Source organism: Prevotella melaninogenica (assembly GCF_018127925.1).
GTDB classification, from domain to species: domain Bacteria; phylum Bacteroidota; class Bacteroidia; order Bacteroidales; family Bacteroidaceae; genus Prevotella; species Prevotella melaninogenica_C.
Window position 1 is genome coordinate 1,468,915 of the sequence record NZ_CP072348.1, and the last position, 24,906, is coordinate 1,493,820.

Consider the following 24,906-nt stretch of genomic DNA (forward strand, 5'->3'; position numbering starts at 1 on the left):
TCAAAGGATATAAAAGAGGTTCAAATCATAAAGTATCGCATACTAACTTAACTGGGGCATATAAACAAAAATCCCATAACTCATATATCAGAGCTATGGGATTTCCTATTCTAAATAAGCTTGGTAGTATTCTATCGGACCACTACCAGTTGCTTATGATTAATCAGCAAACTTTGCCTTGATGAACTCACGGTTCAAACGAGCGATGTTAGCAATCTTCTCGTTCTTAGGACAAACAGCCTCGCAAGCACGTGTGTTAGTACAGTTACCGAAGCCAACCTCATCCATCTTAGCAACCATTGCCTTAGCACGCTTAGCAGCCTCAGGCTTACCCTGTGGCAAGAGAGCCAACTGGCTAACCTTAGATGAAACGAAGAGCATTGCAGAACCATTCTTACATGCAGCTACACAAGCACCACAACCGATACATGTTGCACAGTCCATAGCCTCATCAGCATTGTCCTTAGAGATAAGAATAGCGTTAGCATCTTGTGCCTGACCGGTACGGATTGTTGTGTAACCACCAGCCTGAATAATCTTATCGAATGCTGTACGATCCACCATACAGTCCTTGATTACTGGGAAACCAGCTGAACGCCATGGCTCAACAGTGATAACATCACCATCGTTGAAACGGCGCATATAAAGCTGACAGGTTGTTGCACCACGCTCAGTCTTACCATGTGGAGTACCGTTAATATAGAGTGAACACATACCGCAAATACCCTCGCGGCAGTCATGGTCGAAGACGAATGGTTCATCACCAGCAGCAATCAACTCCTCATTAAGGATGTCAAGCATCTCAAGGAATGAGGTGTCATCTGGGATATTCTTCATCTCATGTGTATCGAAATGACCCTGATCCTGTGGACCGTTCTGCTTCCAATACTTAATTGTGAATGATATATTCTTTGCCATTGTGTTATGTTTTAGTTGACAAGTAAACAAGTTGTGAAGTAAACAAGTTATTTGTTCAGAGTCTTAATCAAAGACGTTAGCATCCTAATTATGCCTTGGGTCTTATCGCATAGTTGCTGTGCAAGTTCTGTCGAGATATACCCTAAGTCTTTCGATAGAATCAATTGAGTTTCTAACTCACACGCAGAACCTAATGATATACTGAGAAATCTCTCAGTCTCACGAGTGTGGATTCTGCCATAGCCTTCTGCTATGTTCGAGGGAATTGATACAACGGCTCTACGCATTTGGGAAGCTAATCCAAATAGTTCTTCCCGTGGATATGTCTTTGTAGCTTTGTATACTTCTAGGACAAGTTCCATTGCTTTCTGCCATACAATCAAATCCTTGTGAGTATTCATCGACCTTGTTTGTATTACATCTTGTATATTGTCTGTATTATACTAATAGAATATGTTTAAGGCAGAACAAGCTAACAACTTGTCAACCTGTTCTCCCGTCAACTCGTCAACTAGTTTTTATAATTACGTGTTTGTACCTTGATTGCCTCATACTCGAGAGGTTCCTTGATAAGCTCTGGAGTCTTGGTGTCATCACCCTGATACTCCCAGCAGCCAACATAGAAGAAGTTCTCGTCGTCACGCTTAGCCTCACCTTCCTCAGTCTGGTGCTCCTCACGGAAGTGACCACCACAACTCTCCTCACGATGCAATGCATCATAAGCTACGAGCTCACCCATAAGGATGAAGTCACGGAGGTGAATTGCCTTGTCAAGCTCAACATTCAAGCCGTCCTGCTTACCAGGAATAAAGAGGTTAGAGTTGAACTCCTCACGAAGAGCCTTCAACTGCTTAAGACCTTCCTCAAGACCTTCCTTGGTACGACCCATACCTACATACTCCCACATGATATGACCAAGCTCCTTGTGGAGAGAGTCAACAGAACGCTTACCCTGGATACCCATCAAACGATCTGTCTCAGCCATAACAGCCTTCTCAGCCTCAACAAACTCAGGACGGTCAGTTGGAACCTTGCCCCAGAGTGCCTGATCAGCGAGATAGTTCTGGATAGTATATGGCAATACGAAGTAACCATCAGCAAGACCCTGCATCAAAGCAGAAGCACCAAGACGGTTAGCACCATGGTCAGAGAAGTTACACTCACCAATCGCAAACAGACCAGGAACGGTTGTCATCAGCTCATAGTCAACCCAGATACCACCCATTGTGTAGTGGATAGCAGGGAAGATCATCATTGGATTATAGTACTTCACGCCGTTAATCTCATTAGCGAGTTCGCCTGGATTAACGTCTGTAATCTCCTCATACATATCGAAGAGGTTACCATAACGCTGAAGAATTGTATCGATACCAAGGCGGTTGATAGACTCAGAGAAGTCGAGGAACACAGCAAGACCAGTGTTATTAACACCGAATCCGTGGTCGCAACGCTCCTTAGCAGCACGTGAAGCCACGTCACGAGGTACAAGGTTACCGAATGCTGGGTAACGACGCTCCAAGTAATAGTCACGATCTTCCTCTGGAATATCAGATCCCTTCTTCGTACCAGCCTGCAATGCCTTTGCATCTTCGAGCTTCTTAGGAACCCAGATACGGCCATCATTACGCAGAGATTCTGACATAAGCGTCAGCTTAGACTGCTTGTCACCGTGTACAGGGATACAAGTTGGATGAATCTGAACGTAAGATGGGTTAGCCATATAAGCACCCTTACGGTAGCACTGGATAGCTGCTGTACAGTTACAACCCATAGCATTGGTTGAAAGGAAGTATGCGTTACCATAACCACCAGTAGCGATAACAACAGCATTAGCTGTGAAACGCTCCAGTTTACCAGTCACAAGGTTCTTAGCAATGATACCACGAGCGTGACCGTCAACGATAACTACGTCCTCCATCTCATAACGAGTATAGAGCTTTACCTTACCTGTAGCAACCTGTGCACTCAATGAAGAGTAAGCACCAAGCAACAACTGCTGACCGGTCTGACCCTTTGCATAGAAAGTACGGCTTACCTGTGCACCACCGAAAGAACGGTTAGCAAGCATACCACCATACTCACGTGCGAATGGAACTCCTTGTGCAACGCACTGGTCGATGATGTCGTTTGACACCTCAGCAAGACGATAAACGTTAGCTTCACGAGCACGATAGTCACCACCCTTTACTGTATCGTAGAACAGACGGTAAACTGAGTCACCATCATTCTGATAGTTCTTTGCAGCATTGATACCACCCTGTGCAGCAATAGAGTGCGCACGACGTGGTGAGTCTTGGATGCAGAAGTTATATACGTTGAAGCCCATCTCACCGAGAGAAGCGGCAGCACTGGCACCAGCCAGACCTGTACCAACAACGATAACATCCAGTTTCAGTTTATTCTTTGGGTTAACCAAACGCTGATGAGCCTTATAGTTGGTCCATTTCTCAGCTACTGGTCCTTCTGGTATTCTGGAATTTAATGTCTTAGTCATGATTGTTTTGAATTAAATTTTCAACTTAGATACTTAAATTATGCAGCACAGCAAAGGCTTGGTGCACAATGGAAAGCAAATGCAAGCACTACAATGAGGAAGCCAAGCATCAACAGCGTAACATAGATATTACCAATGGTCTTCCAACGGTTGAACCATACTTTACCGTTGACACCCACTGTCTGCATAGCACTCCAGAAACCGTGAGAGAGGTGGAACCACAATGCTGCAATCCAAATAACATAGAGAACTACGTAAACAGGATTAGCAAATGTTACCTGGATGTACTCAAAACCATGACTTGGTGGAATCTGAACATGCATACCTGTAAGCTCTGCAAACATCATGTTGTACCAGAAGTTAAAGAGGTGAAGTCCAATACCGAGCAACACGATAAGACCGAGAACAAGCATGTTCTGGCTTGCCCACTCTACAGTTGCAGGCTTCTCTGTAACAGCATAACGATTGTCACCACGTGCACGGCGGTTCTGCGCTGTAAGAATGAACGCATAAACGATGTGACAAACTGCCAATGCGCCAAGACCAGCAGTAGCTACTACTGCATACCAGTTGGCACCCAACAGCTCACAAATCATGTTGTAAGCCTTTCCAGAGAAGAGCGCAACAAGATTCATACAGCAGTGGAACGTCATGAATAGGATCAGGGCCATGCCAGTAACTGACATAATCACCTTTCTACCAATAGATGAATTGATTAACCACATAAATGTTTTGATTTTAAATATTTAAATTATTAGAATTATTATTCCTAAATGAATGTAGCGAGAAGACTGTATTCAGCCTCCCTCTCATAATTATTGTTCATTAAATTAGATACCAAGATGTTGGTATGAGTACATACGTAATGCGTTGCAAAAATACTATATTTTAATGATTTATCAAAGTATTTTAAACAAAATGTATAGTATTTAGACTTAAAATAAGGAGGCTTTCCCTATCCTAACAAATGAGGATAGTTTTAGAAGACACACAAACCTCGAAATTTAAACAAGAACTTTCGGAGTTGTATCATAATTTTAAGTCATCAGTGAAGTGGCAAAAAAGATGAATACAGCTTGGTAAACCATTCTCATATTAGTGAACTATTAGCATATTACTATATGTTATTAAGACCCTTTCTTCCCGCCCTGAGCCGATGTGTTAGTACTCAGCACATGCCGTGCGATTGGTAAGCACCAATAGTGCGGAGCGTTAGCACCAATAGTGCGGAAGGATAAATATCTTGCTGTATGTTACAGAAGTGGAGACAACTTGTTGTTAGAAAGTACCGAAAACGAAGTCAACCTATCTAAAACCTATCCAACGTTTGTTTATTTAAAAACTATTATCTACATTTGCAGCAATATCGATGTTACTTTACAAGAACTGCAACAAAACAGCTACTATTCGCAAACAAAGGTAACGAAAAACATTTATTGAATTCAAACATTCACAGAATTCTAATGAATGAATGTATCAACATTAAAGAATTAAGCAATGAAAAAGACTATTTTAATCTTATTACTTGTATTGTCCTGCATAGCTACCAACGCACAAGATAACAACTTGGATTACATGAGCAGACCAGCTTTTTTGAATTCAATGTTTAACAAATGTGGGTCCAAAAAGCGTCTACCTATGGATGCTTATGCCAACCTCCATATCGTTGTGGGTAAGACAATAGTCGTCAAGGGTAAAGCCTCAGAAGCATACTTCACTATTGAACCTGACGAAGATGATGTGTGCGACAAATCCTACAAGGTTTACAACGCTCATTTTAACGACGTAAGCGTACAATACAGTACCTATGCTTATGCTGACGTATTATATCTGACTATCAATAAAGAAGATTATCATATAAACGATTATGATGGTGCCTGTGATTCACATATCAAAAACTTAAGGCATCAATATAAGAAGACTAAGACCGGAGAAATCCTAACGTTAACTTGCACCAAAGACATTCCTTTGTTTAGTGACAACTCCAATCGCAGGGTTACCTTGAAGAAAGGTTCAGTGTTAACCTTTAACGTAAAGAAATAAATTCGGACTTAACCACCTAATTTCTCTGCTTATCACTCATTCGAACATATTACAAACAAATAGGGACAGACGCCATCATCTGTCCCTGTTGTTATTTATTTGTTGTCTTTCAACAAGCAACTTTTAAACTCATCTTGACTGTCAATGCCTTTTCGTTCTTACCTTGGGAATAAGTAGAGAAGTAAATATTTTAAAAGGCACAAGAACTACTATATCATTACCTTACAACAATTTTCCTATTTTTTTCACCCATATTTACTTTCTTTTTAAATGAAAACAACTATCTTTGCAAGGAACAAATAACTTTTTAATTATAAAACACAAGATTCAAAGTATGAGTAAACCTATCTATTTCTTACCTTGGGCTATGAGAATGGTTATTATATTATGCTTGGTAATAACTCATATCCAACAAGACAGCCTCGTTTACATACTATCTGCTTTTACCCTTATATTGATTATTTTCTGTATCTGGGGATGTTCGAAAAGTAAGACACAGGAAATTTTAAAAGCATTGACTGGTAATAGAACACAAAACATCTTTGATATCGTGATGTCTGCACTCGTCATAATAATAGGCTTGTACAGTAAAGACACTACTACGGTTATAGAAGGTGGTGCACTATTAACAATATCGGTAATCAATATTATATCGCCAATCAAAGACCAAAAGTCATAACGTAAAACGAGAGGATATAAAAAGTAATTCCACTTTTATACCCTCTCGTTATTTTAATACTTGTATTACTTCATACAGTAATCTAATTCCTCAACACCTTACTTCTTTGGAATAATCTCGAACACTTCTGCCTTACCAATCAACTCCATACGCGTTACTTTCTTTGCCACATCAACTGTGAAGAAAGGCTCATTAGAAGTGAATTCAGCCTTCAACTTGTTACGCTTATCATACTGACAAATACGAACAGAACCACCCTCTGGCAATGAAAGCATGAAAGTGTAAGAAGTCATACCACTTGGTACCTCGAACGAAACAGCACCTGTATTCTTGAAAGATGTACCAGGCTGATGATCGAACGCAAGAAGAACATCGCTTGATCCAGCCTTAGAATTCTCAAACTCAAGCGAAGCTGCACCAGCAGGTACCACTACGAACGAACGAATAGAAGCCCAGTTCTTACGGTCTGAGTCAAGACGACGCAAGCGAATATAACGTGCTTGCACCGGATCGCCCTGCCAAAGGATGTCATACTGGTTCTTCATATCGCCCAACAGGGTATTCCATGTCTTGCCGTCAACAGAATACTCAAGTGCTGCATGGTCATAGAAGTCGCAATCATCAGTAGAGTTACGACCCTGAAGGATATGTACCTCACGTACTGCCATTGGTTCAGGGAGGGCTACACCCATCCAGTCACCAGCCTTCTGTGCCTCACCAGAGGTGTAATGTGTTATGCTATCGCCATCGAACATCAAACCAGCTTGAGTAGTTTTAAGATTCTTATAAGAACCGATACCACGTAGTGTGAATGCCTTTTCGCCTGAAAGCTTCTCATAGAAGGCATCACCAAGATCGTCCATAGCGAAGTCGTAGAATGGCTGCAACTTCATAGTACCCGACTTATGAGCCTCGTAAGCTTTCTTATCTTCTGCAGACATACGGCTCTTAACATACTTACTCCAGAACTTCAAATTGTCACCACTACGATAGAGGTCCATTAATTCGATAGCATTCTTACCACGTTCGCCTAACTTAGCAAACTCAGTCAGCCAAGGTTTTAGCTCCTTTATCAAGAGATTATCAGTGCAACCAGCCTCAATCTCAGCAGGTGCTTTAGCCACACGTTCGAACTCCTGATAGAGTTTATCACGCTTTTCCTTGGTGTAATCAGCTAAACGGAAGGTCTCAGTTTCCCAAGATTCGTCACGACGATAGCCTGTCTCCGTATCGGCAGAATGGATAGCGAAGGTGCGGTAAGCCTCCTTTGCACGTGGCATCATCACTTCCAAACCACGCTCCCAACTATCAATTGGGTTATAATCAGCTGGATTCCATGTGTAATCAGCTACACTGTAGAGAGAGAGTTTTGAAGCTTCTCCATGCTCCATAGGGTTGCTGACGAGTCCACACATATCCTTATCCGTGAGTGATGTATCTAATCCATAAACAGGACCCTGCAATACAAGGTTGCGAACATAGTCTGTTACGGCATAGTTCCACCAGAAGAAAGCAGGACGCTTGATGCGACTATCCACCCAATCGAGTGTACTCTTTGTCACATCGCTACAAACAACATCGCCTGTCCAGAACACTCGTACAGATGGGTCGAGGGTCTTACCATAGATGCTCAAAGGTCCATTCTCATCTGCCTTTGCCCACAACTTAGAATAGTCTGTAGGACAAATAATCAGCGGAGCAACGTCGCCCTTCGCCTTTACAAACTCCTTTGTCAAACGATTCAACAACTCAACTTGTCGGTTAGGGTTGGTTCCCTCGCCTGAAATATCATCAAAGAAGATAGCAAATGACTTCACACCAGCTTGATACATGAGGTCAAGTTTGTGCACAAGGTTCTGATAATCTTCCTCGTTCCACTTGATATCCTTGCCCGGATGAATAGCCCAAACGAAGTCTACACGGTTCTTTTTGCAGGCTGCAACAAGTTCCTTGATGTCCTTCATCTCATTCTCTGGATAAGGCAGACGCCAGTTAGGAGAACTGTGATAAGGGTCGTCCTTTGGTCCATAAATATAAGTATTCATCTTGTACTTACCGTAGAAGTCAATCAATGACAGGCGTACTGCGTGCGACCATGGTGTACCATAGAAACCCTCAACAACACCACGATAGGCAAATACTGGTGCATCATTGATTTCCAAACAAGGTAGTTTCTTACCGCCTTCTACGGATGGGTTCTCCATAATTTGGCGCAAAGTCTGTATGCCATAGAATACTCCTAAGTCATTAGAAGCCTGAAGTGTGATTCCCTTCTTAGTAATTTTCAATGTGTAAGCACCGTCAGTAGTAGCACCACTCTGACCGTTCTTATCCATAACCACTGGTATCTTTACTAATTGTATCTTCATAGGAAGACCCTTATCAGCACGAGAAAGGAAGTTAAGGTCAGTCCAATAGTCCCAACTCTGTTTACGAGCAGGCTGCGGTTGGTCAAGTTTAACACCACCACTGATGTCTACTGTTCCCTCACCTGTCAGCTTTACGTAACGTGGTGTAGGATTAATAACGAGTCCCTGATGGTCAATCTTCTTACCAGGAACAGGATTAACTAACTGCACTTCCGAACGTTGACTGCCTAAGTCGAAGTCATTATCCTGTGCATGGGTTGCCGTTAGGGCACAGAGACCCAAAGCGAAAGTCACTAAAAACTTCTTTTGTTTCATGTAGGTTTATTAATGTTTAGATTCCTGCCTGCCTTTACCTATCGAACAAGCATATATTAATGTTATTACGTAATATATTTGATTTATGCTACAAAGATAAGGAATTAATTGGAATTAGAGCCAGAATAACAATAACATAATTGCTTTAAGCAAGGAAACAAACCCTTAGAACAGCATCAACAGAGTCCTAAAGACAAAGTAACATACGAACCTACACACCTAGTAACATATCTCTTTAGAAACAAAATAACAACGAGTACCTAACAGCAGACATCTAGCAAGTCGTTTCAAAGCATACGAACAACTCTCTTCTAATTAGTCCTCATTAGACACTTCCCCCTTGGCTTGGAAAGGCTTTTCCTATCCTGCTGCTGGTCCTCCTTCTTTCGGTTCGGGATCAGGGGATGGACTTTTCTCTTTCTGTTTCCTCCTCGCAGGGTTATCCACATCCACCTGAATATCCTTCAATGCCTTACGGACTGGCTCCTTCCATGCCACTACAATATGCGGTTTTTTCAACGACTCGGCACAAACATCCTTCTCGTTAGTTTCCATCTTCGAGTTAATAACCGTGCGGAACGAGAAGATGTCGCCAAGGTCTAACGAACCACCCAATGAAACCACCTCTTTAGTGATATTCTTCAACGTGATAAGCACATTACGCACATCGCCCTCACTCAATGAAGTCTCGCGGACAATGCGCTCAACCAGCCATGCAGCGCTAAACTTACTCGGTGCTTTTGGTACTGCGCTATACGCTTTCTGTCCTTTACGAGGACCAACTCGGAGAACATTCTCCTTTACTTTAAAAAAGATCATAAATTTAAAGTTTTTAGGTTTATAAATATGGGGCGCAACGCATTCATTACGCCCCGTTGATTAACACGATATTGTCTTTTCTTTTTCGCCTTACGGCTAATCCCCTTAAAGCCTTTATAATCAAAGACTTTCATCTTATAGTTACCGTCCAGTCATACTTTAACTTAAACTCCTCGAGGACTTTAACTTAAAACTGTCGAGGACTTTAACTTAAAGTACAAAAGGACTTCAACTTAAACATTCTAAGACGCACTTCTAATAAAAGATAAACGGTCTCACCTTGGCTGTTTCCGTCTTAGACTTTAAGCCTAAGTGGAACTTACCATCGCTGGAGATGGTAATTGTCGCCATCTTATATTCAGTTCCGTCCTTACATTCCGCATTTATCCAATATGTACCCGATGGAGGAGTACCGCCCACTTTTGTGAATGCATCGTTGAAGCGTGTCATATCCATTGCTGGGAAGTTTACAGAAGATGGGGCTGGTGTAAAGCCTATCGCAGCAGCACCAGAGGGACTCAAGAAGTTGTATTGGTAACCACTTAATAAGTATGAGAAATAGGCTTTCCCATCATCCAGCATTCTCCCTAGACATTTACCCATATCAAGGAAAGTATAAAGTTGAGGAATACGCCAATTCGGACTAGAAGGAATATAGTCACGTGCAGCCTGTATGGCTGTGTTCAGTGTATTAACATTTCCATAAACTCCAGAAGAGAAAAACTCAGAATAGCTTGTAGCGGGATTGGATGATTCGCGAGAAATAGAATTATTCCATTGAATCTGCTCAAGACCTCCCTCGTTAACATCATGTAGTGCAACAGAAAGATGCTTGGATGTATCGAAAACTACCGCTATAGGTATCTTTCCTGAATTTTTATTAAGAGGACCTACACTACCATCACTGTACATATATATGTTAGTGAGGTACAACCGTATCATTATAGTATACATTTTATTAGCTTCTACCTGCTTATGTTCTGGTATCGTAATGGACTTACCAACTAGATTACATCCATAAACTTCACCATAGGTAAAGGTCAATTTCAGATTGGAGCAATCAGTCGTAGGAAGCCAATAATCACTCATTAAGCTATTACCGCCAAGATATAACGGATTACCTGGTGTAGAATATGCAACTGGACTACCTGCCTTTGCTTCACCAGATTCAGATATCTTTCCCATTGACGGATAGGAATAAGTATCTGTAGAAATATCATAAGTTAATGTTTCTGGTAAAGTACTTGCTGGAGTTTCTAACTTGTACTTGAACTTCTCTAACGGATTATCAAAATCAGCCTTATAACTAGCTCTTCCGTCTTCATCTATATACTGGATATTTGACAGTGTAGTATTAATCACAAAATTCATGAACAGACCATTAACATATATCCTTGCCCCCGCATGTTTCATAGTGAAAGCAACCTGCTGTTTGGGATCTTGATTGATGAGAACCCCACGCTGTACAGTAAAACGGGCAGTAGCAGCATCAGAGCGATTAACCGTGAACTGTGTTCCATTGGCTGTTACCTTATCATTGAAGCAAACAAAGTCATAAGTACCGTGGGGGAGACTAATTGACTTTGGTTGACCAGTATCGGGTGTAAAGGTAGAGCCATTGAATGTTCCTTTTAACTCGCCTTTCTTTACACCACCTTGATAAGCCTGAATAGTGTAATGAGTTGGCGTGTTGATAGCACGTGTCTTCGGTGCTTCTGCTCTGTGCGTTGTGTCAGGCACAAGGCTAACCTCTGCCATTAAGCCATCGCCTAAATCCTGTATCTCTGGCTTTGTTTCCTCTATTGCTGCACGTGACTTTGGTGTACTGTCTGCTGGTTCGTAATCCTTTTCAACGATAGAGAATGAAACGTTGCCTGCTCCCTCCTCTTGTGGAGTAACATTTGCAAGGTCTTCGTTGCTACATCCTGTCAGTGTCAAGCCTGCAAAGACGAGCAACAGAATTGCTGTATTAATTCTTCTGATTTTCATTGTTGTCTTTTTAATTGTTTCTTTTGATTTGTTTACCTCTGTAGCTTAAAAGTCAATTGATCCGCCGTCAACTACGCCCCCGTCTTCCCATTCTTCCTCTGTAGTCAGTGGCGCGTTCGGAGTAACAGATGTACAGACAAATGTTTCTGTTTCCATTTCGTGAACGATACACTCGGGTCGTTCGTAATCTTTCTTTTCTTTCTTTTTTCTCATTGCTTTTATCGATTAAAATTAGTTGTTATTTCGTGCTTAATTTCTCTATATTTCGTTTTAGGTACGGACACAAAAAAAGAACAAAGGAAACTTACAGGAAGTCCTTTGTTTACAGGGTCTACGGCACGCTTCGCGCGCGCGTATGCGAGAAGAAAAAATGTGTAATTTACGTCTGCTCTACTAGAGAGAGAGAGAGAGAGAGAGAGAGAGAGAGAGAGAGTATACAATTATTTGGAACTACCAAATAATTTGCTATCTTTTTCTCAATATTAGATGTTAAAGAATCCAATGCAATGGCACGTGCATTTACACCTTTATTATATAAGGCGCAAACGTTAGCTTGATTGAAATTCGTTGTTTGTAACATCATTATTAATAAGTTAATTCTCACTCAACGGGCGCAAAGGTAAGAAGAAATATCGAAAAAGAGCAAAGATAAATAGAAAAAAGTGGATTTGATTCTAAAAATAATGGGAATTAAGAGAGATATAGGAGTTATACGCAGTTAAGCTGATACTAAGATTTCCAACATAATATAAAGAATATTGGGCTTAACTTCTTACATTATAACTCCTTTAAGTCTTTTCCTTTCCAATAAGAATTATCAAACACCTAAAGGGCGATAGATATCAAACTGGAAACCAAGTGCACTAATAATACGGAGGAACAACCCGACACCTGGCTCAACGACACCATTCTCAATCTTGGAGATATAAGACTTCGTTGTACCCACCTGTTTCGCAAGCTCGCTCTGTGTCATCTTTGCTTCCTTACGTGCTTGCAAAAGGATTTGTGATGCATAATAAGCTTTTGCTTCTTCCTCAAACTTCGCACGTTGTTCTGTACCTTCTTTACCATATTTGATGTCTAAGACATCATCATAATTTGATATTTTGTGATTGTTTGTCTGCATAATAAGCCTCCATTATTTTTAAAGCTTTATCTATTTCACTCTTTGGTGTCTTTTGCGTCTTCTTTTGGAATCCATTAAAAAGGACGACGACCTGTCCTTCATCAAAGATAAAAAACACTCGATATATATTGCCCTCATACTCTATCCGCAACTCAAACAAGCCATCTTTAATTGCCTTAACAAACTTAGTAGAAAGCCTTTCTCGTATTTTCAGTAGTTGAAGAATGTAATCTATCTTGCGCAGAACTTTATCGTCCAACGTCTTGATAAATGCTTGGAAATATCCTCCATACGTCCTTATCTTCCTTTCCATGCCACAAAGATAATAAAAAGTTTCTATATTAAGCAACTTATTCTACCTTTTAATAATATAGACGAAACCACTAGTGTCCACAAAAAGTGGTCATAATCAACCATGCGGCTTACTCACGCTTCATCTTTGGCAAATAGACGGCTATAATACCTAACAATGGGAGTAATGTGCTTACCTTAAAGACGAAGAGAATACTCGTCTGGTCGGCTAACCAACCGAAGAAGGTACTTCCAAGACCGCCAAGACCAAATGAAAGTCCATAGAAGATACCGGCTATTGTACCGATATGATTGGGCATGAGGTCGGTTGCATAAACCAATATTGCTGAAAAGGCTGATGCTATAATGAGTCCGATGATAGCTGATAAGATAATTGTTCCAGCAAGACTACCCATATAAGGGAGCATGATTGTAAAGGGCGCTGCCCCAAAGATAGAGAACCATATCACGTATTTACGCCCGTAGCGGTCGCCTATCCAGCCTCCAAGAAGGGTTCCGACGACTTCTGCTGCTAAGAAAACAAACAGGCAGAATTGGGAAGTTTGAATAGATACCCCGAACTTCTCTATCAGAAAGAAGGTGAAATAGCTAACCATACTCTCTGTATAAAAGTTCTTGGAGAACATCAACACGAAGAGAATAAATACAAATCCATAAATCTGATTACGTGTATATGCCTTTGCTGTTGTCCATCTTGCCCTACTCCGTTTACGAACGACCTTTAATTGTTTTACATGCCATTTTCCTATATAAATCAGTATAACGGCTAAAAGAAGGGCAATAAACGCAAACCAGCGTACACCACTCAAGCCGACTGGTATCACTATCAGGGCTGCAAACAATGGCCCTGCAGCAAAGCCGCCATTGCCTCCTACTTGGAAAATACTCTGTGCTAAACCATTGCGACCACCAGAGGCTTGCTGTGCCACTTGCGAACCTTGCGGATGGAATATAGAAGAACCTAAGCCGAACAATGATACAGATAATAAGATGACGAGGAAACTATCAGCATACGACAACATAAAGATACCGATGAGCGTGAACACCATACTCACAGGCAACTGCCACCAACCATGATGCTTATCGGCATAGAGTCCTACAAAAGGTTGGATGATGGAAGAGGTTAGCTGTAGCACCAACGTTATGATTCCGACTTGAAAGAAGGATAATCCAAACTCGTCTTTCAACATCGGATAAATTGCTGGAAGCATCGAATGCATCGTGTCATCCAAGAGATGACAAAAACTTATCGTGAGCAGAATGCCCAAGGCTGTACGTTCTGCGTTTCCTTCTTCTATCTTATTATTTAGCTTCATTTGTTTATTATTATCTCTGAACATGCAAAGGTACATATTATCTTTATAAACAAAGAATGCAAACCTGTATAACGATGAAGCATCAACTGCTTTTTACAAATTGGATTTCATCCATCGACACGAGCCTCTCTTTATAGGATGTGGAGCCTCCGCACCACACGTGCGAGGCGTTAGCACAATATGTGCGGAGCATTAGCACATCATGTGCGGAGTATCAGTACGACAATAGAAGGGGGTGGAATGAGTAGCTATCAGTCGTAAAAAAGATAGCAAAACGCCATTGGTTTTCGCAGATAAGGAAGACTTTAACCATAAAATACGCATTTTCAAACGATTAATGCGTATCTTTGTAGCTGATATAACATTCCCCTATAGAAAGATGAGGGTAAAAAGATAAGATTACGAATAAGGGACTGTAATACACATTAAAACAAACAACAACATTATTAGAAAGAAAGAAGACTATAATAGCCTATCTTAGAAGTGGTTTAAAAAGAACTTTATGTCTATCTCTCCTTACGTTCATCTCTGCACATTCAATGGCACAAGACACTGAAGATTTCTCTCCAGATGCCCCTGGTGCTACGACTGGTGTCGACATCATGAAACCAGGAAAGATTGATTGGGAAACTGGTATCGTACTTGAATGGGACAGAAGAAACGGTGAACACGCACGTACTTTCACTATCAATACATCTATGTTTCGTCTTGGACTGACTCCACAAGCGGAGGTAAGACTACAGATTGATGAATGTATAACCCATACGCCTGAAGGGAATTTTGGGGGCATTGCTAATGCCGCTATTGGTACGAAAATCAAGGTTTATGAGGGCGGAAAGGTGTTTCCAAAGGTTTCCTTTATGGGTACAATACTCATTCCTGGTGGTAGTAATGCACACTACCTTCCCAAACATGTAGGTATTCAAGCTCACCTCTTATTCGAAAACGAATTGAGTAGTAAGTTTACATTGGGTTATGACTTGGGAGGTGAATGGGATGGAGATACAGAAAGTCCTGACCTTTTCTTTGGTGCTAACCTCACTTATCAGCCTACTGACAAGTGGAGTTTCTACGTAGAAAGCTATAATCGTTACAACTCAAAGAGACAGGATGACTGGGCTAAACCGGGACATGACAGCCACTTCAACTTTATGAGTGAAGTAGGAGTGGATTATAAGGTTTCACCACGACTGCACTTAAACACTTACTACGACATATCGTTCAACGAGATATCACGATATAGTAACATTGGTTTGGGCATTGCGTGGCTACTGAACTAAAAGGAAAGGGATATTGAGAGAGGAACTTTTCTGAGTTCTTCCGTTAAATGCGTGGACGCTTTTCGTACTGCTTTAACGGAAGAACCGAAGTTACTCATTAAACAAAAGCATAGCTAAGACAGTCAACTATCTATCCTATTATCAGCCTCTAACACAGAAAACCTTTTCATTTTAAGACTTCGAAAATCTACATACAAGGGTTTGAAATATCATTACATATTTTCAAATTAAACATCTATAAATAACGGCAAAAACACATACAAGGAGTAGGCTTGTAACCATAAGGAAGTCAATTAGTTATAAAGTAGTAAAATAAAAGATGCTTCATTGGACTTCAAAAGGGCGTTAGTAAGCGTCTTAAAGGGCACCTTTTGCAAGCCTATTAAGCGTCTTTTAGAAGTCAAAAGAGCATGTATTGGTTTTGTACCGCATAAAAATAGTTTACAAATCTCAACTAATAAGGGAATAAGTTGTTTGTAGAAGACAAATAGACACCGCACCTAATTACGTTTATTATGTAGTTTACTCTCCCTGTAAAACTACCTAATTGGGGGGTAATCATACCATGTATGTGAATTAATCTCATTCTATTAACAATCTACGCATTTAACGGAAGAACCACTTTTCTATCTATTATATAGGTATATTTCGATTTTATTTCTTAATTTTGTGACGTTATAAATTAGGGGTATTCTGCCCCTATACTTTTGTAAAAAGACGATGAAATTCAAGTATGATGTACTTGTTATCGGCGGTGGACACGCAGGTTGTGAGGCTGCTACAGCAGCTGCCAACATGGGTGCGAACACTTGTTTGGTAACAATGGATATGAATAAAATCGGTCAGATGAGCTGTAATCCTGCCGTCGGAGGTATAGCCAAAGGTCAGATAGTCAGAGAGATAGACGCTCTTGGAGGCTATATGGGACTGGTTACCGATGCTACAGCGATTCAGTTTCGTATGCTGAACCGATCAAAGGGACCTGCCGTTTGGAGTCCACGAGCACAGTGTGATCGTGGTAAATTTATCTGGGAATGGCGCACAATACTCGACCATACGGACAATCTCGACATCTTTCAGGATCAAGCCGATGAACTGTTGGTAAAGAATGGTAAGGTGTTGGGTATCAAAACGATATGGGGTATTGACATCTATGCACGTACAGTGGTTATCACTGCGGGAACCTTCCTTAACGGACTGATGCATATCGGGAAGCGAAAGGTGGAGGGTGGACGATGTGCAGAGCCTGCTGTTCACAACTTTACAGAGAGCATTACGCGCCATGGGATTCGTGCTGATCGCATGAAGACGGGTACTCCTGTGCGCATTGACCGCCGTTCGGTTCACTTTGATGAAATGGAACCACAACCGGGAGAAACGGACTATCACCAGTTCTCTTTTTATGGTCCGTATCGTCATCTGCCGCAGTTGCCTTGCTGGACGTGTAACACGAACGAGGAAGCACATGAGGTTTTGAGACGTGGAGTGGCAGACTCTCCCCTATTCAATGGGCAGATTCAGAGTACTGGCCCACGCTATTGCCCTTCGATTGAGACGAAACTCGTCACCTTCCCTGACAAGAATAGCCACCCACTCTTCCTCGAACCAGAGGGCGTTGACACGAATGAAATGTATCTGAATGGCTTTTCTTCAAGTATGCCTTGGGAGGTACAGTTAGATGCTATACATAAGATTCCTGCCCTGCGTGACGCTAAAATCTATCGCCCTGGCTATGCTATCGAGTATGATTACTTTGATCCAACACAGCTAAAACAGTCTTTGGAGTCGAAAGTAATCGAAGGTTTGTTCTTTGCTGGGCAGGTGAACGGTACGACAGGATACGAGGAAGCTGGCGGACAAGGCTTAGTAGCGGGTATCAATGCTGCCCTACTCTGCGCGGGTAAGGATCCTTTCGTGATGAACAGAGACGAGAGTTACATCGGTGTGTTGATTGATGACCTTACAACAAAGGGCGTTGATGAACCTTACCGTATGTTTACTTCGCGTGCAGAATACCGTATTCTCTTACGCCAAGATGATGCAGATGCGCGACTGACGGAGCGTGCTTATAATATTGGTATAGTCAAAAAGGACCGCTACGACTGGTGGATGCAAAAGAAAGAGCATATCAATCGTATTCTTGACTTCTGTAACAACACTTCTGTTAAGCCTGATGTTGTAAACGGTTTCTTGGAGCATTTGGGTACTTCTCCTATCAAGGGAGCAATGAAGATAGTTGACCTTGTTGCACGTCCACAGGTCAACTTCGAGAACCTTTCGGCTGTAATTCCAAGCCTTAAAGAGGCTATCGAAGCTTCGCCTAACCGCAAAGAAGAGATTGCTGAGGCTGCTGAAATTAAGCTAAAGTACAAAGGCTATATCGACCGAGAGCGTGTATTCGCTGAAAAGATGCGTCGTCTTGAGGATATTAAAATCAAAGGACACTTCAATTACAGTGAGCTACACGACCTCTCAACAGAGTGTCGACAGAAGTTAGAACAGATTCAACCGGAGACGCTCGCACAAGCAAGTCGTATTCCAGGAGTGAGCCCAAGCGACATTAATGTACTGCTTGTCCTCATGGGAAGATAACTTTCTTTGGACAAACAAGTCCTAACACGTGGACAAAAGGAACACTCCTAAAGGTTAAAAAGATACCTGTTTCACGTGAAACAATAGTATAAAACAAAACTATATAACAAACTGAAAATGAATAAAAAACTATTATTAGACAACCTGAGATGTATCCCGGATTGGCCTATTAAAGGTGTTAACTTTCGTGATGTGACTACCCTATTCAAGTCACCTGAAGCTCTTCAGGAAATTACCGACGAAATGGTTGACCTCTACAAAGGTAAGGGTGTAACCAAGATTGTGGGTATCGAGAGTCGTGGCTTCGTCATGTCTTCTGCCGTTGCCACCCGTTTGGGTGCTGGTATCGTACTTTGCCGTAAGCCTGGTAAGCTTCCTTGTGAGACTATTCAGGAAAGTTATCAGAAGGAATATGGCGTAGACACGATCGAGATTCATAAGGATGCTATCAACGAGAATGACGTTGTTTTGCTCCATGATGACCTCCTTGCAACTGGCGGAACGATGAAGGCTGCATGTGACCTTGTTAAGAAGTTTAATCCTAAAAAGGTGTATTGCAACTTCATTATCGAACTCCATTCGGAATTTCCTAACAGTCGTGACCAGTTCGATAAGGACATTGAAATTACTTCTTTACTCCAATTCTAACCAGCAAGACTGTGACAAAAATCATTCCTCCCCACCCTTTTTATATGGAAAAGAGGAAACGAAATGAAAATAAAAAGAAGAGGAGTAACCCACACAAAGGGTCGCTCCTCTTTTCTTTAAAAGTACATCATCGAGGCTTGTAAACTGTCACTACGATACCAAGATTTGGTCACTAACTATCGTGCCAAGCCTTAGCACCATATGTGCGAACGTGAAGCACCTTATGTGCCAACGCGAAGCACCATTCGTGTTCCACGTGAAACAAAACGCCTTAAAAGCCCTTTATACAAAGGAGTTACGCAAAATGAATAAAGAAGATAACTTGAAGCGAATAGCCTACCTTAAGAACATTGTACTCAATATGCCTGAGAAACCAGGCACATATCAGTTCTATGATAATGAGAAAACAATCATCTATGTTGGCAAGGCAAAGAACCTTAAAAGACGTGTGTCTTCCTATTTCCATAAAGAGGTAGACCGATTCAAAACAAAGGTGTTGGTTTCTAAGATTCATGATATTTCATATTCTGTAGTCAAAACAGAAGAAGATGCACTTCTTATAGAGAATCAACTTATCAAGCAATACAAGCCTAAATACAACGTATTGCTGAAAGATGGTAAGACTTACCCAAGTATTTGCGTAACGAATGAGTATTTCCCACGTATATTCAAAACACGTACTATCAATAAACGCTTTGGTACTTTTTATGGGCCATATAGCCATATTGGGAGTATGTATGCGATTCTTGATATCATTAAGAAGGTATACAAACCGCGCACTTGTCGCTTCCCTATTACGAAAGAAGGCATCGAACAGGGAAAATATAAGCCTTGCTTAGAGTACCATTTACATAACTGTGGAGCACCATGTATCAACAAGCAGAGTTATGAAGATTATCAAGAAGCAATAAAACAAGCACGAGAAGTATTAAAAGGAAACACTCGTGATGTGCAGAAACTTCTGAAACAAGAAATGGAGAAATATGCGGAGGAATTGCGATTTGAGGAAGCTGAATTGTGTAAACAGCGTTATTTAGCCCTCGATAACTTCGCAGCAAAGAGCGAAATCGTAAGTCATACGATTACAGATGTTGATGTTTTCACTATTGTAAGTGATGATACAAGAAAGAATGCATTTATTAACTATATCCATGTAACTAATGGTGCAATCAATCAAAGCTTTACTTATGAATACAAAAGAAAACTCGATGAATCCGATGAAGAGTTGCTGAATGAGGCTATTCCAGAGATACGTGAACGCTTTAATAGCACCGCAAAAGAGATTATCGTACCTTTTGAACTTGATTTTAAAGTAAAGGGTGCTGAATTCTTCATCCCTCAACGTGGTGATAAGCATCATCTATTAGAACTCTCTGAGATGAATGCTAAACAGTATAAGTTCGACCGATTAAAACAGACAGAAAAGCTAAATCCAGAACAGAAACAGACACGTTTAATGCGAGAACTCCAAGACAAACTGAAGTTATCGAAGCTTCCTTACCACATAGAGTGCTTCGATAATTCAAATATCTCAGGTTCTGACGCTGTTGCTGGCTGCATAGTATATAAAGGAATGAAGCCATCTAAGAAGGATTATCGCAAATACAACATCAAGACTGTAGTAGGTCCTGATGACTACGCGTCCATGCAGGAGGTTGTAAGACGACGTTACAGTCGTATGCAAGAAGAAGGAACTACCCTACCCGATCTCATCATTACCGATGGTGGAAAGGGTCAAATGGAGGTTGTCAGAGAGGTTGTTGAAGACGAACTCCACCTCAGTATTCCGATTGCAGGACTTGCAAAAGACGACCGTCATCGCACAAACGAACTTCTTTTCGGCTTCCCACAGCAGACAATAGCACTCGACATCAAGGGCGAACTCTTCAAAGTTCTTACCCAAATACAGGACGAAGTGCATCGTTATGCTATATCTTTCCATAGAGATAAACGATCTAAAACACAGCTACACAGCGAGTTAGACGACATAAAAGGCATCGGACCAAAGACAAAAGATGCACTTTTAAAGAAACTGAAAACAGTAAAACACATAAAAGAAGCTGATTTACAAGAACTTACAGAAGTAATAGGAGCAAGCAAAGCAACTATTGTCTATAATTATTTCCACGCTAATCAGTAACTAATTAAAATAAATATTGTACATTTGCGATATGAGAATTGTAATACAACGTGTTAGCCATGCCTCTGTTACTATCAATCAGCAAGTAAAGTCTTCTATTGGTATGGGATTCCTTATCCTATTAGGTATTGGTAAAGACGATACTGAAGAAGATATCAACTGGTTGGTAAAGAAGATCATAGGTTTGCGTATTTTCGACGATGAAATGGGCGTAATGAACCGCAGCATCATGGATATTAAGGGCGAAATTCTCGTTGTTTCACAGTTTACACTGATGGCAAGCTATAAGAAAGGGAACCGTCCAAGCTGGATTCATGCAGCCCCACACGAGCTCTCTATTCCACTCTATAATCGTTTCTGTGACGCTCTAAGCGAAGCAATGGGGAAACCAGTAGGCACAGGAGATTTCGGTGCAGATATGAAAGTAGAGCTCCTCAATGATGGTCCTGTAACAATCTGTATGGATACAAAGAATAAGGAATAGACGACATAACGTTCATATCAATCATCCTTACAGAACACTTTTAAAGGACTTAGAAACCTGATAAACAGCCAAAAACAGCGATTAAATCGATGATATTTTATCATTAAAGCTATCAGAGCCTATAACCATATATAGACTTTTTAGCTGCAAATAACCTACGTTTAACATGTAACAATCAAATAAGGAAAACGAAAACAATGACAATAGAAGAAGCACAACAAGCCGTTGACAAATGGATAAAAGAAAACGGTGTACGCTATTTTAGCGAATTAACCAACATGGCTTGCCTCACAGAAGAGGTAGGAGAATTAGCTCGTGTAATGGCTCGTACCTACGGAGACCAGGGCTTCAAGGAGGGTGAGAAAGCAAATTTGGGAGAAGAAATGGCTGATGTCCTATGGGTTCTACTCTGTCTTGCCAACCAAACTAGCGTCAATCTCACAGAAGAATTACATAAGAGTTTTGACAAGAAAACCAAGCGCGACAAGGATAGACACAAGAACAACCCTAAATTAAAATAAGACTATTTAACGACATAAAATAGTCTATGATATTCAAACAAAGGGTATTTTGGAGAAAAAGAAAGGGTAAATTGGCAGCAGAAAAAGACGATGCTTCACGCATAGGAATAACCAACAGAAGTAGTAAAGAATAATAATATGCTCCTCCCCCACCCTAACTCTACAAAGAAATAAAAATAAACAATATAATAAAAACAAATCATGGGAACAATTAAAGACACTGTTTCAAAAGACATCCAGGCGCAAAAAGCCGTTGGAATCGTCGAAAAAAGCGAGTACGAACAAGCCTTATCACAGTACAACCTCAACATCACTGACGAGGGAGTTAAGGCTGCCGTGACAAAGATTATTGCGGAAAAAGTATCAGAGAACGACAACCTTGAAGTAAAGAAATTCCTCTTAGGCAGCGTTGAGCTTACTACGCTTAGCACAACAGACACAGAAGAAAAGGTATTAGAAATGGTTGAAAAAGTAAACCGTTTTGACTCTGAATATCCTGATTTACCACATGTTGCAGCCCTCTGCGCTTACCCTTGCTTTACAAAGTTGATGGCAGACAGCCTTGAAGTAGACGGTGTTGACATAACAAATGTAACAGGCAACTTCCCTTCTTCACAGACTTTCTTAGAGGTGAAAACCATCGAGACAGCCCTTGCAATCAAGGACGGAGCTACTCATATCGACATCGTTATGCCTGTAGGTAAGTTCCTTTCAGGCGATTACGAGGGCGTTTGCGACACCATCAACGAACTTAAACAAGTGTGTGGAGACGTTCCAATGAAGGTGATTCTTGAGACTGGTGATCTTGGCAATGCAAGTGCTATCAAGACCGCATCCCTACTCTCTATGTACGCAGGTGCCGACTATATAAAGACAAGTACAGGCAAGGAGAAGATTAGCGCAACCCCAGAGTCTGTATATGTAATGTGTCAGGCTATCAAGGAGTACTATGATAAGACAGGTATACAGATTGGTTTAAAACCTGCTGGTGGCATCAATACTGTCATGGATGCAGTAATCTACTATACCATTGTTAAGGAGGTCTTAGGCGAGAAATGGCTCACAAACTACTGGTTCCGCATGGGCACAAGCCGTCTTACCAACCTCTTGTTAAGTGAAATCATTGGTACAGAGACAAAGTTCTTCTAAACTTTTCAGCCATCAGTAACAAAAAATTAGAACGCTGATGCTGATAAAATAAAACAAAAGTAACCTATAAGGGACATACACTTTGTATGTCCCTTTTTCAATATTAACTCATGAAAAGATCCCACATTTAATGTTCTCTCAGAGAAAGATAATTCTAAACAAATCTTACAATATAGTTTATTTATAATTATTATATAGTCTATATTTATAAAACACTTTACTAAAAAGGCTGGAAAAGATGCTTCCATGAAGCAAAATAAGCGGAAAGAAAAACACAAAATTATGAACTTAATAAATACTGAAAAATGTCTCTTATACTCAAATAAAACTATAAGTACTCCAAAACAATAAAATAAACAGTATTCACATGGTATCTATAAATAAAGCGACTTATGGTCAGAAGCCATCGTTATAAGGGCAAAAGATAACTTATAAGTAGTATTATAGTGAAGTAAAACAACATAAACACATATGGTGCGGGGCGTCCGCACCATATGTGCGGACGCCCCGCACGACTGGTGCTAAGCCTTAACACAAGTAATATGTAACATAACAACGCATGCCATTGATAAAGAATAAGTCAATAAAAGACATAAAAAAAGTTTCTCCTTATGTGATGGATAATCCATCATCATAAAGAGAAACTGTCGTTATCATCACAAAAATTAATCAATCTCACGATGAAAAGGGAGTTTTTAGCACAAAAACAGCGCAATTACTTCTTCCTTTTAATTACATAATCAAGGTAAGTCTGGAGAGCAGAACGAATACTAAGATCCTTAACATACTTATCAAGGAAAGTCTGTGCTTCAGCATGGAAGTCCCACATACGACGTTCAGCATATTCAATACCGCCACTTACCTTGGCAAATTCTACCAATTTATCGATTTCTTCACGTGTCACCTCGTGTGCTTTCACCTTATGAGCTAAAGCAAGCATCTCCTCATTTTTCGTCGAATTCAACGCATAAATAATTGGTAACGTGAGCTTTCCTTCAGCCATATCATTACCCGTAGGCTTACCAATTTCAGCCTCAGAGTCATAATAATCGAAGATATCATCACGAATCTGGAAGACAATTCCAAGATGTTTACCAAAGAGTCTTGCCGCTTCAACCTCCTCATCGCTTGCATTAGCCGACTCAGCACCAATAGCAGCACATGACTCAAAAAGCGCAGCTGTCTTACGTTCAATAATTTTATAGTAAACCTCTTCGGTGATTTCTTTATTCTGAATATTCCACAACTGAAGAATTTCACCATCACTCAACGTACGACCTAACTCTGCAAGATAGCGCACAATAATCTCTGAGTGCGTGTAACTAACATGAAGTAAGGCAGTTGAAAGCACGTAATCACCCACTAATACAGCCACCTTATTATCATAATCAGCATTCACACTCGCCTGCCCTCTGCGAGCAGCCGCTTCATCAACGACATCGTCATGCACAAGTGAAGCCGTATGTAAAAGTTCCAATCCCACAGCCGCATGCTGTGTTGCTTCAGAAACCTTACCAAAGTTCTTAGCCATCAGAAGGATGAGAATAGGACGCATACGCTTCCCTGCTCGTTGCTTGATATGGTTCAAAACCGTACGCAACAAGCCATCTTCGTGGTCGAGAGCATGATTAAAAAGGTCGATGAAATCGCCTAATTCTGTCTCAATCGGCTGTTTTATGAGTGAAAGAGTATCCATTTTTGACTTTAAATTT

21 protein-coding genes are annotated in these 24,906 nt (G+C 40.9%); 8 read left to right on the forward strand and 13 right to left on the reverse strand.

Annotation, left to right across the window (positions count from 1 at the left end; genetic code table 11):
• Window positions 1-159: 159 nt before the first annotated feature.
• The 4 genes from J4861_RS11520 to J4861_RS11535 form a co-directional block, all read right to left on the reverse strand.
• Window positions 160-918: a succinate dehydrogenase/fumarate reductase iron-sulfur subunit gene (locus tag J4861_RS11520; RefSeq protein WP_013264811.1), complete on the reverse strand. Its 759-nt coding sequence runs from the start codon at window positions 916-918 to the stop codon at window positions 160-162.
• A gap of 47 nt (window positions 919-965) precedes the next feature.
• Window positions 966-1,319 (reverse strand): four helix bundle protein, encoded by a 354-nt coding sequence (locus J4861_RS11525; RefSeq protein WP_211816948.1) that lies wholly within the window; start codon window positions 1,317-1,319, stop codon window positions 966-968.
• A gap of 110 nt (window positions 1,320-1,429) precedes the next feature.
• Window positions 1,430-3,412, reverse strand: coding sequence for a fumarate reductase/succinate dehydrogenase flavoprotein subunit (locus J4861_RS11530; RefSeq protein ID WP_211816949.1), 1,983 nt, complete (start codon window positions 3,410-3,412; stop codon window positions 1,430-1,432).
• 38 nt (window positions 3,413-3,450) lie between these two features.
• Window positions 3,451-4,137: a succinate dehydrogenase/fumarate reductase cytochrome b subunit gene (locus tag J4861_RS11535; RefSeq protein WP_211816950.1), complete on the reverse strand. Its 687-nt coding sequence runs from the start codon at window positions 4,135-4,137 to the stop codon at window positions 3,451-3,453.
• A gap of 772 nt (window positions 4,138-4,909) precedes the next feature.
• Here J4861_RS11535 and J4861_RS11540 point away from each other — a divergent pair.
• Window positions 4,910-5,455, forward strand: coding sequence for a hypothetical protein (locus J4861_RS11540; RefSeq protein WP_249110849.1), 546 nt, complete (start codon window positions 4,910-4,912; stop codon window positions 5,453-5,455).
• A 777-nt stretch (window positions 5,456-6,232) separates the two neighbouring features.
• Here J4861_RS11540 and J4861_RS11545 read toward each other — a convergent pair.
• The 8 genes from J4861_RS11545 to J4861_RS11580 form a co-directional block, all read right to left on the reverse strand.
• Complete coding sequence (locus tag J4861_RS11545; protein WP_211816951.1) at window positions 6,233-8,818, reverse strand: glycoside hydrolase family 84 protein; 2,586 nt, start codon at window positions 8,816-8,818, stop codon at window positions 6,233-6,235.
• Between the two features lie 360 nt (window positions 8,819-9,178).
• Entirely contained in the window at window positions 9,179-9,637 is a 459-nt protein-coding gene (locus J4861_RS11550; protein ID WP_211816952.1) for an HU family DNA-binding protein, read from the reverse strand.
• A gap of 255 nt (window positions 9,638-9,892) precedes the next feature.
• The gene (locus J4861_RS11555; protein ID WP_211816953.1) at window positions 9,893-11,626 is read right to left on the reverse strand and encodes a hypothetical protein; all 1,734 of its coding nucleotides are present in this window, start codon (window positions 11,624-11,626) and stop codon (window positions 9,893-9,895) included.
• A gap of 45 nt (window positions 11,627-11,671) precedes the next feature.
• Window positions 11,672-11,839 carry a fatty-acid--CoA ligase gene (locus J4861_RS11560; RefSeq protein ID WP_211816954.1) on the reverse strand — a complete coding sequence of 56 codons (168 nt, stop codon included), beginning with the start codon at window positions 11,837-11,839 and terminating at the stop codon, window positions 11,672-11,674.
• Between the two features lie 166 nt (window positions 11,840-12,005).
• On the reverse strand, window positions 12,006-12,209 hold the full coding sequence (locus J4861_RS11565) for a hypothetical protein (protein WP_211816955.1): 204 nt from the start codon (window positions 12,207-12,209) through the stop codon (window positions 12,006-12,008).
• A 234-nt stretch (window positions 12,210-12,443) separates the two neighbouring features.
• The gene (locus J4861_RS11570; RefSeq protein WP_009434344.1) at window positions 12,444-12,752 is read right to left on the reverse strand and encodes a helix-turn-helix domain-containing protein; all 309 of its coding nucleotides are present in this window, start codon (window positions 12,750-12,752) and stop codon (window positions 12,444-12,446) included.
• Window positions 12,718-13,065, reverse strand: coding sequence for a type II toxin-antitoxin system RelE/ParE family toxin (locus J4861_RS11575; protein WP_211816956.1), 348 nt, complete (start codon window positions 13,063-13,065; stop codon window positions 12,718-12,720). The genes J4861_RS11570 and J4861_RS11575 overlap by 35 nt, the downstream gene beginning before the upstream one ends.
• Window positions 13,066-13,174: 109 nt before the next feature.
• Complete coding sequence (locus tag J4861_RS11580) at window positions 13,175-14,380, reverse strand: MFS transporter (protein WP_211816957.1); 1,206 nt, start codon at window positions 14,378-14,380, stop codon at window positions 13,175-13,177.
• Between the two features lie 539 nt (window positions 14,381-14,919).
• On the opposite strand from J4861_RS11580, the gene J4861_RS11585 reads away from it, so the two are divergent.
• The 7 genes from J4861_RS11585 to deoC all read left to right on the forward strand — a co-directional run bounded on the left by J4861_RS11585 (window position 14,920) and on the right by deoC (window position 23,194).
• Window positions 14,920-15,660, forward strand: coding sequence for a transporter (locus J4861_RS11585; RefSeq protein ID WP_249110850.1), 741 nt, complete (start codon window positions 14,920-14,922; stop codon window positions 15,658-15,660).
• A 720-nt stretch (window positions 15,661-16,380) separates the two neighbouring features.
• Window positions 16,381-18,252, forward strand: a complete 1,872-nt coding sequence (mnmG, locus tag J4861_RS11590) for a tRNA uridine-5-carboxymethylaminomethyl(34) synthesis enzyme MnmG (protein WP_211816958.1) — start codon at window positions 16,381-16,383, stop codon at window positions 18,250-18,252.
• A gap of 117 nt (window positions 18,253-18,369) precedes the next feature.
• On the forward strand, window positions 18,370-18,900 hold the full coding sequence (locus tag J4861_RS11595; protein ID WP_013264907.1) for an adenine phosphoribosyltransferase: 531 nt from the start codon (window positions 18,370-18,372) through the stop codon (window positions 18,898-18,900).
• Between the two features lie 304 nt (window positions 18,901-19,204).
• Window positions 19,205-21,040 carry an excinuclease ABC subunit UvrC gene (gene uvrC, locus J4861_RS11600; protein WP_211816959.1) on the forward strand — a complete coding sequence of 612 codons (1,836 nt, stop codon included), beginning with the start codon at window positions 19,205-19,207 and terminating at the stop codon, window positions 21,038-21,040.
• 31 nt (window positions 21,041-21,071) lie between these two features.
• On the forward strand, window positions 21,072-21,524 hold the full coding sequence (dtd, locus tag J4861_RS11605) for a D-aminoacyl-tRNA deacylase (protein ID WP_211816960.1): 453 nt from the start codon (window positions 21,072-21,074) through the stop codon (window positions 21,522-21,524).
• 197 nt (window positions 21,525-21,721) lie between these two features.
• Window positions 21,722-22,045, forward strand: coding sequence for a nucleotide pyrophosphohydrolase (locus J4861_RS11610; protein ID WP_211816961.1), 324 nt, complete (start codon window positions 21,722-21,724; stop codon window positions 22,043-22,045).
• A 201-nt stretch (window positions 22,046-22,246) separates the two neighbouring features.
• A complete protein-coding gene (deoC, locus tag J4861_RS11615) occupies window positions 22,247-23,194 on the forward strand; it encodes a deoxyribose-phosphate aldolase (protein ID WP_211816962.1) in 948 nt (315 codons plus the stop codon).
• Window positions 23,195-23,909: 715 nt separating this feature from the next.
• On the opposite strand, the gene J4861_RS11620 is transcribed toward deoC, so the two are convergent.
• Window positions 23,910-24,890: a polyprenyl synthetase family protein gene (locus J4861_RS11620; RefSeq protein ID WP_211816963.1), complete on the reverse strand. Its 981-nt coding sequence runs from the start codon at window positions 24,888-24,890 to the stop codon at window positions 23,910-23,912.
• Between the last annotated feature and the right edge of the window lie 16 nt (window positions 24,891-24,906).

Bases quoted from the DNA above. Each gene is read 5' to 3' on its own strand.
- uvrC (WP_211816959.1), top strand. From the start codon at position 19,205: ATGAATAAAGAAGATAACTTGAAGCGAATAGCCTACCTTAAGAACATT.
- J4861_RS11565 (WP_211816955.1), bottom strand. From the start codon at position 12,209: ATGATGTTACAAACAACGAATTTCAATCAAGCTAACGTTTGCGCCTTA.
- J4861_RS11540 (WP_249110849.1), top strand. From the start codon at position 4,910: ATGAAAAAGACTATTTTAATCTTATTACTTGTATTGTCCTGCATAGCT.
- J4861_RS11530 (WP_211816949.1), bottom strand. From the start codon at position 3,412: ATGACTAAGACATTAAATTCCAGAATACCAGAAGGACCAGTAGCTGAG.
- J4861_RS11535 (WP_211816950.1), bottom strand. From the start codon at position 4,137: ATGTGGTTAATCAATTCATCTATTGGTAGAAAGGTGATTATGTCAGTT.
- J4861_RS11595 (WP_013264907.1), top strand. From the start codon at position 18,370: ATGAATAAAAAACTATTATTAGACAACCTGAGATGTATCCCGGATTGG.
- J4861_RS11620 (WP_211816963.1), bottom strand. From the start codon at position 24,890: ATGGATACTCTTTCACTCATAAAACAGCCGATTGAGACAGAATTAGGC.
- J4861_RS11545 (WP_211816951.1), bottom strand. From the start codon at position 8,818: ATGAAACAAAAGAAGTTTTTAGTGACTTTCGCTTTGGGTCTCTGTGCC.
- deoC (WP_211816962.1), top strand. From the start codon at position 22,247: ATGGGAACAATTAAAGACACTGTTTCAAAAGACATCCAGGCGCAAAAA.
- J4861_RS11585 (WP_249110850.1), top strand. From the start codon at position 14,920: ATGGCACAAGACACTGAAGATTTCTCTCCAGATGCCCCTGGTGCTACG.
- J4861_RS11610 (WP_211816961.1), top strand. From the start codon at position 21,722: ATGACAATAGAAGAAGCACAACAAGCCGTTGACAAATGGATAAAAGAA.
- J4861_RS11580 (WP_211816957.1), bottom strand. From the start codon at position 14,380: ATGAAGCTAAATAATAAGATAGAAGAAGGAAACGCAGAACGTACAGCC.
- J4861_RS11555 (WP_211816953.1), bottom strand. From the start codon at position 11,626: ATGAAAATCAGAAGAATTAATACAGCAATTCTGTTGCTCGTCTTTGCA.
- J4861_RS11520 (WP_013264811.1), bottom strand. From the start codon at position 918: ATGGCAAAGAATATATCATTCACAATTAAGTATTGGAAGCAGAACGGT.
- J4861_RS11575 (WP_211816956.1), bottom strand. From the start codon at position 13,065: ATGGAAAGGAAGATAAGGACGTATGGAGGATATTTCCAAGCATTTATC.
- mnmG (WP_211816958.1), top strand. From the start codon at position 16,381: ATGAAATTCAAGTATGATGTACTTGTTATCGGCGGTGGACACGCAGGT.
- J4861_RS11560 (WP_211816954.1), bottom strand. From the start codon at position 11,839: ATGAGAAAAAAGAAAGAAAAGAAAGATTACGAACGACCCGAGTGTATC.
- dtd (WP_211816960.1), top strand. From the start codon at position 21,072: ATGAGAATTGTAATACAACGTGTTAGCCATGCCTCTGTTACTATCAAT.
- J4861_RS11525 (WP_211816948.1), bottom strand. From the start codon at position 1,319: ATGAATACTCACAAGGATTTGATTGTATGGCAGAAAGCAATGGAACTT.
- J4861_RS11550 (WP_211816952.1), bottom strand. From the start codon at position 9,637: ATGATCTTTTTTAAAGTAAAGGAGAATGTTCTCCGAGTTGGTCCTCGT.
- J4861_RS11570 (WP_009434344.1), bottom strand. From the start codon at position 12,752: ATGCAGACAAACAATCACAAAATATCAAATTATGATGATGTCTTAGAC.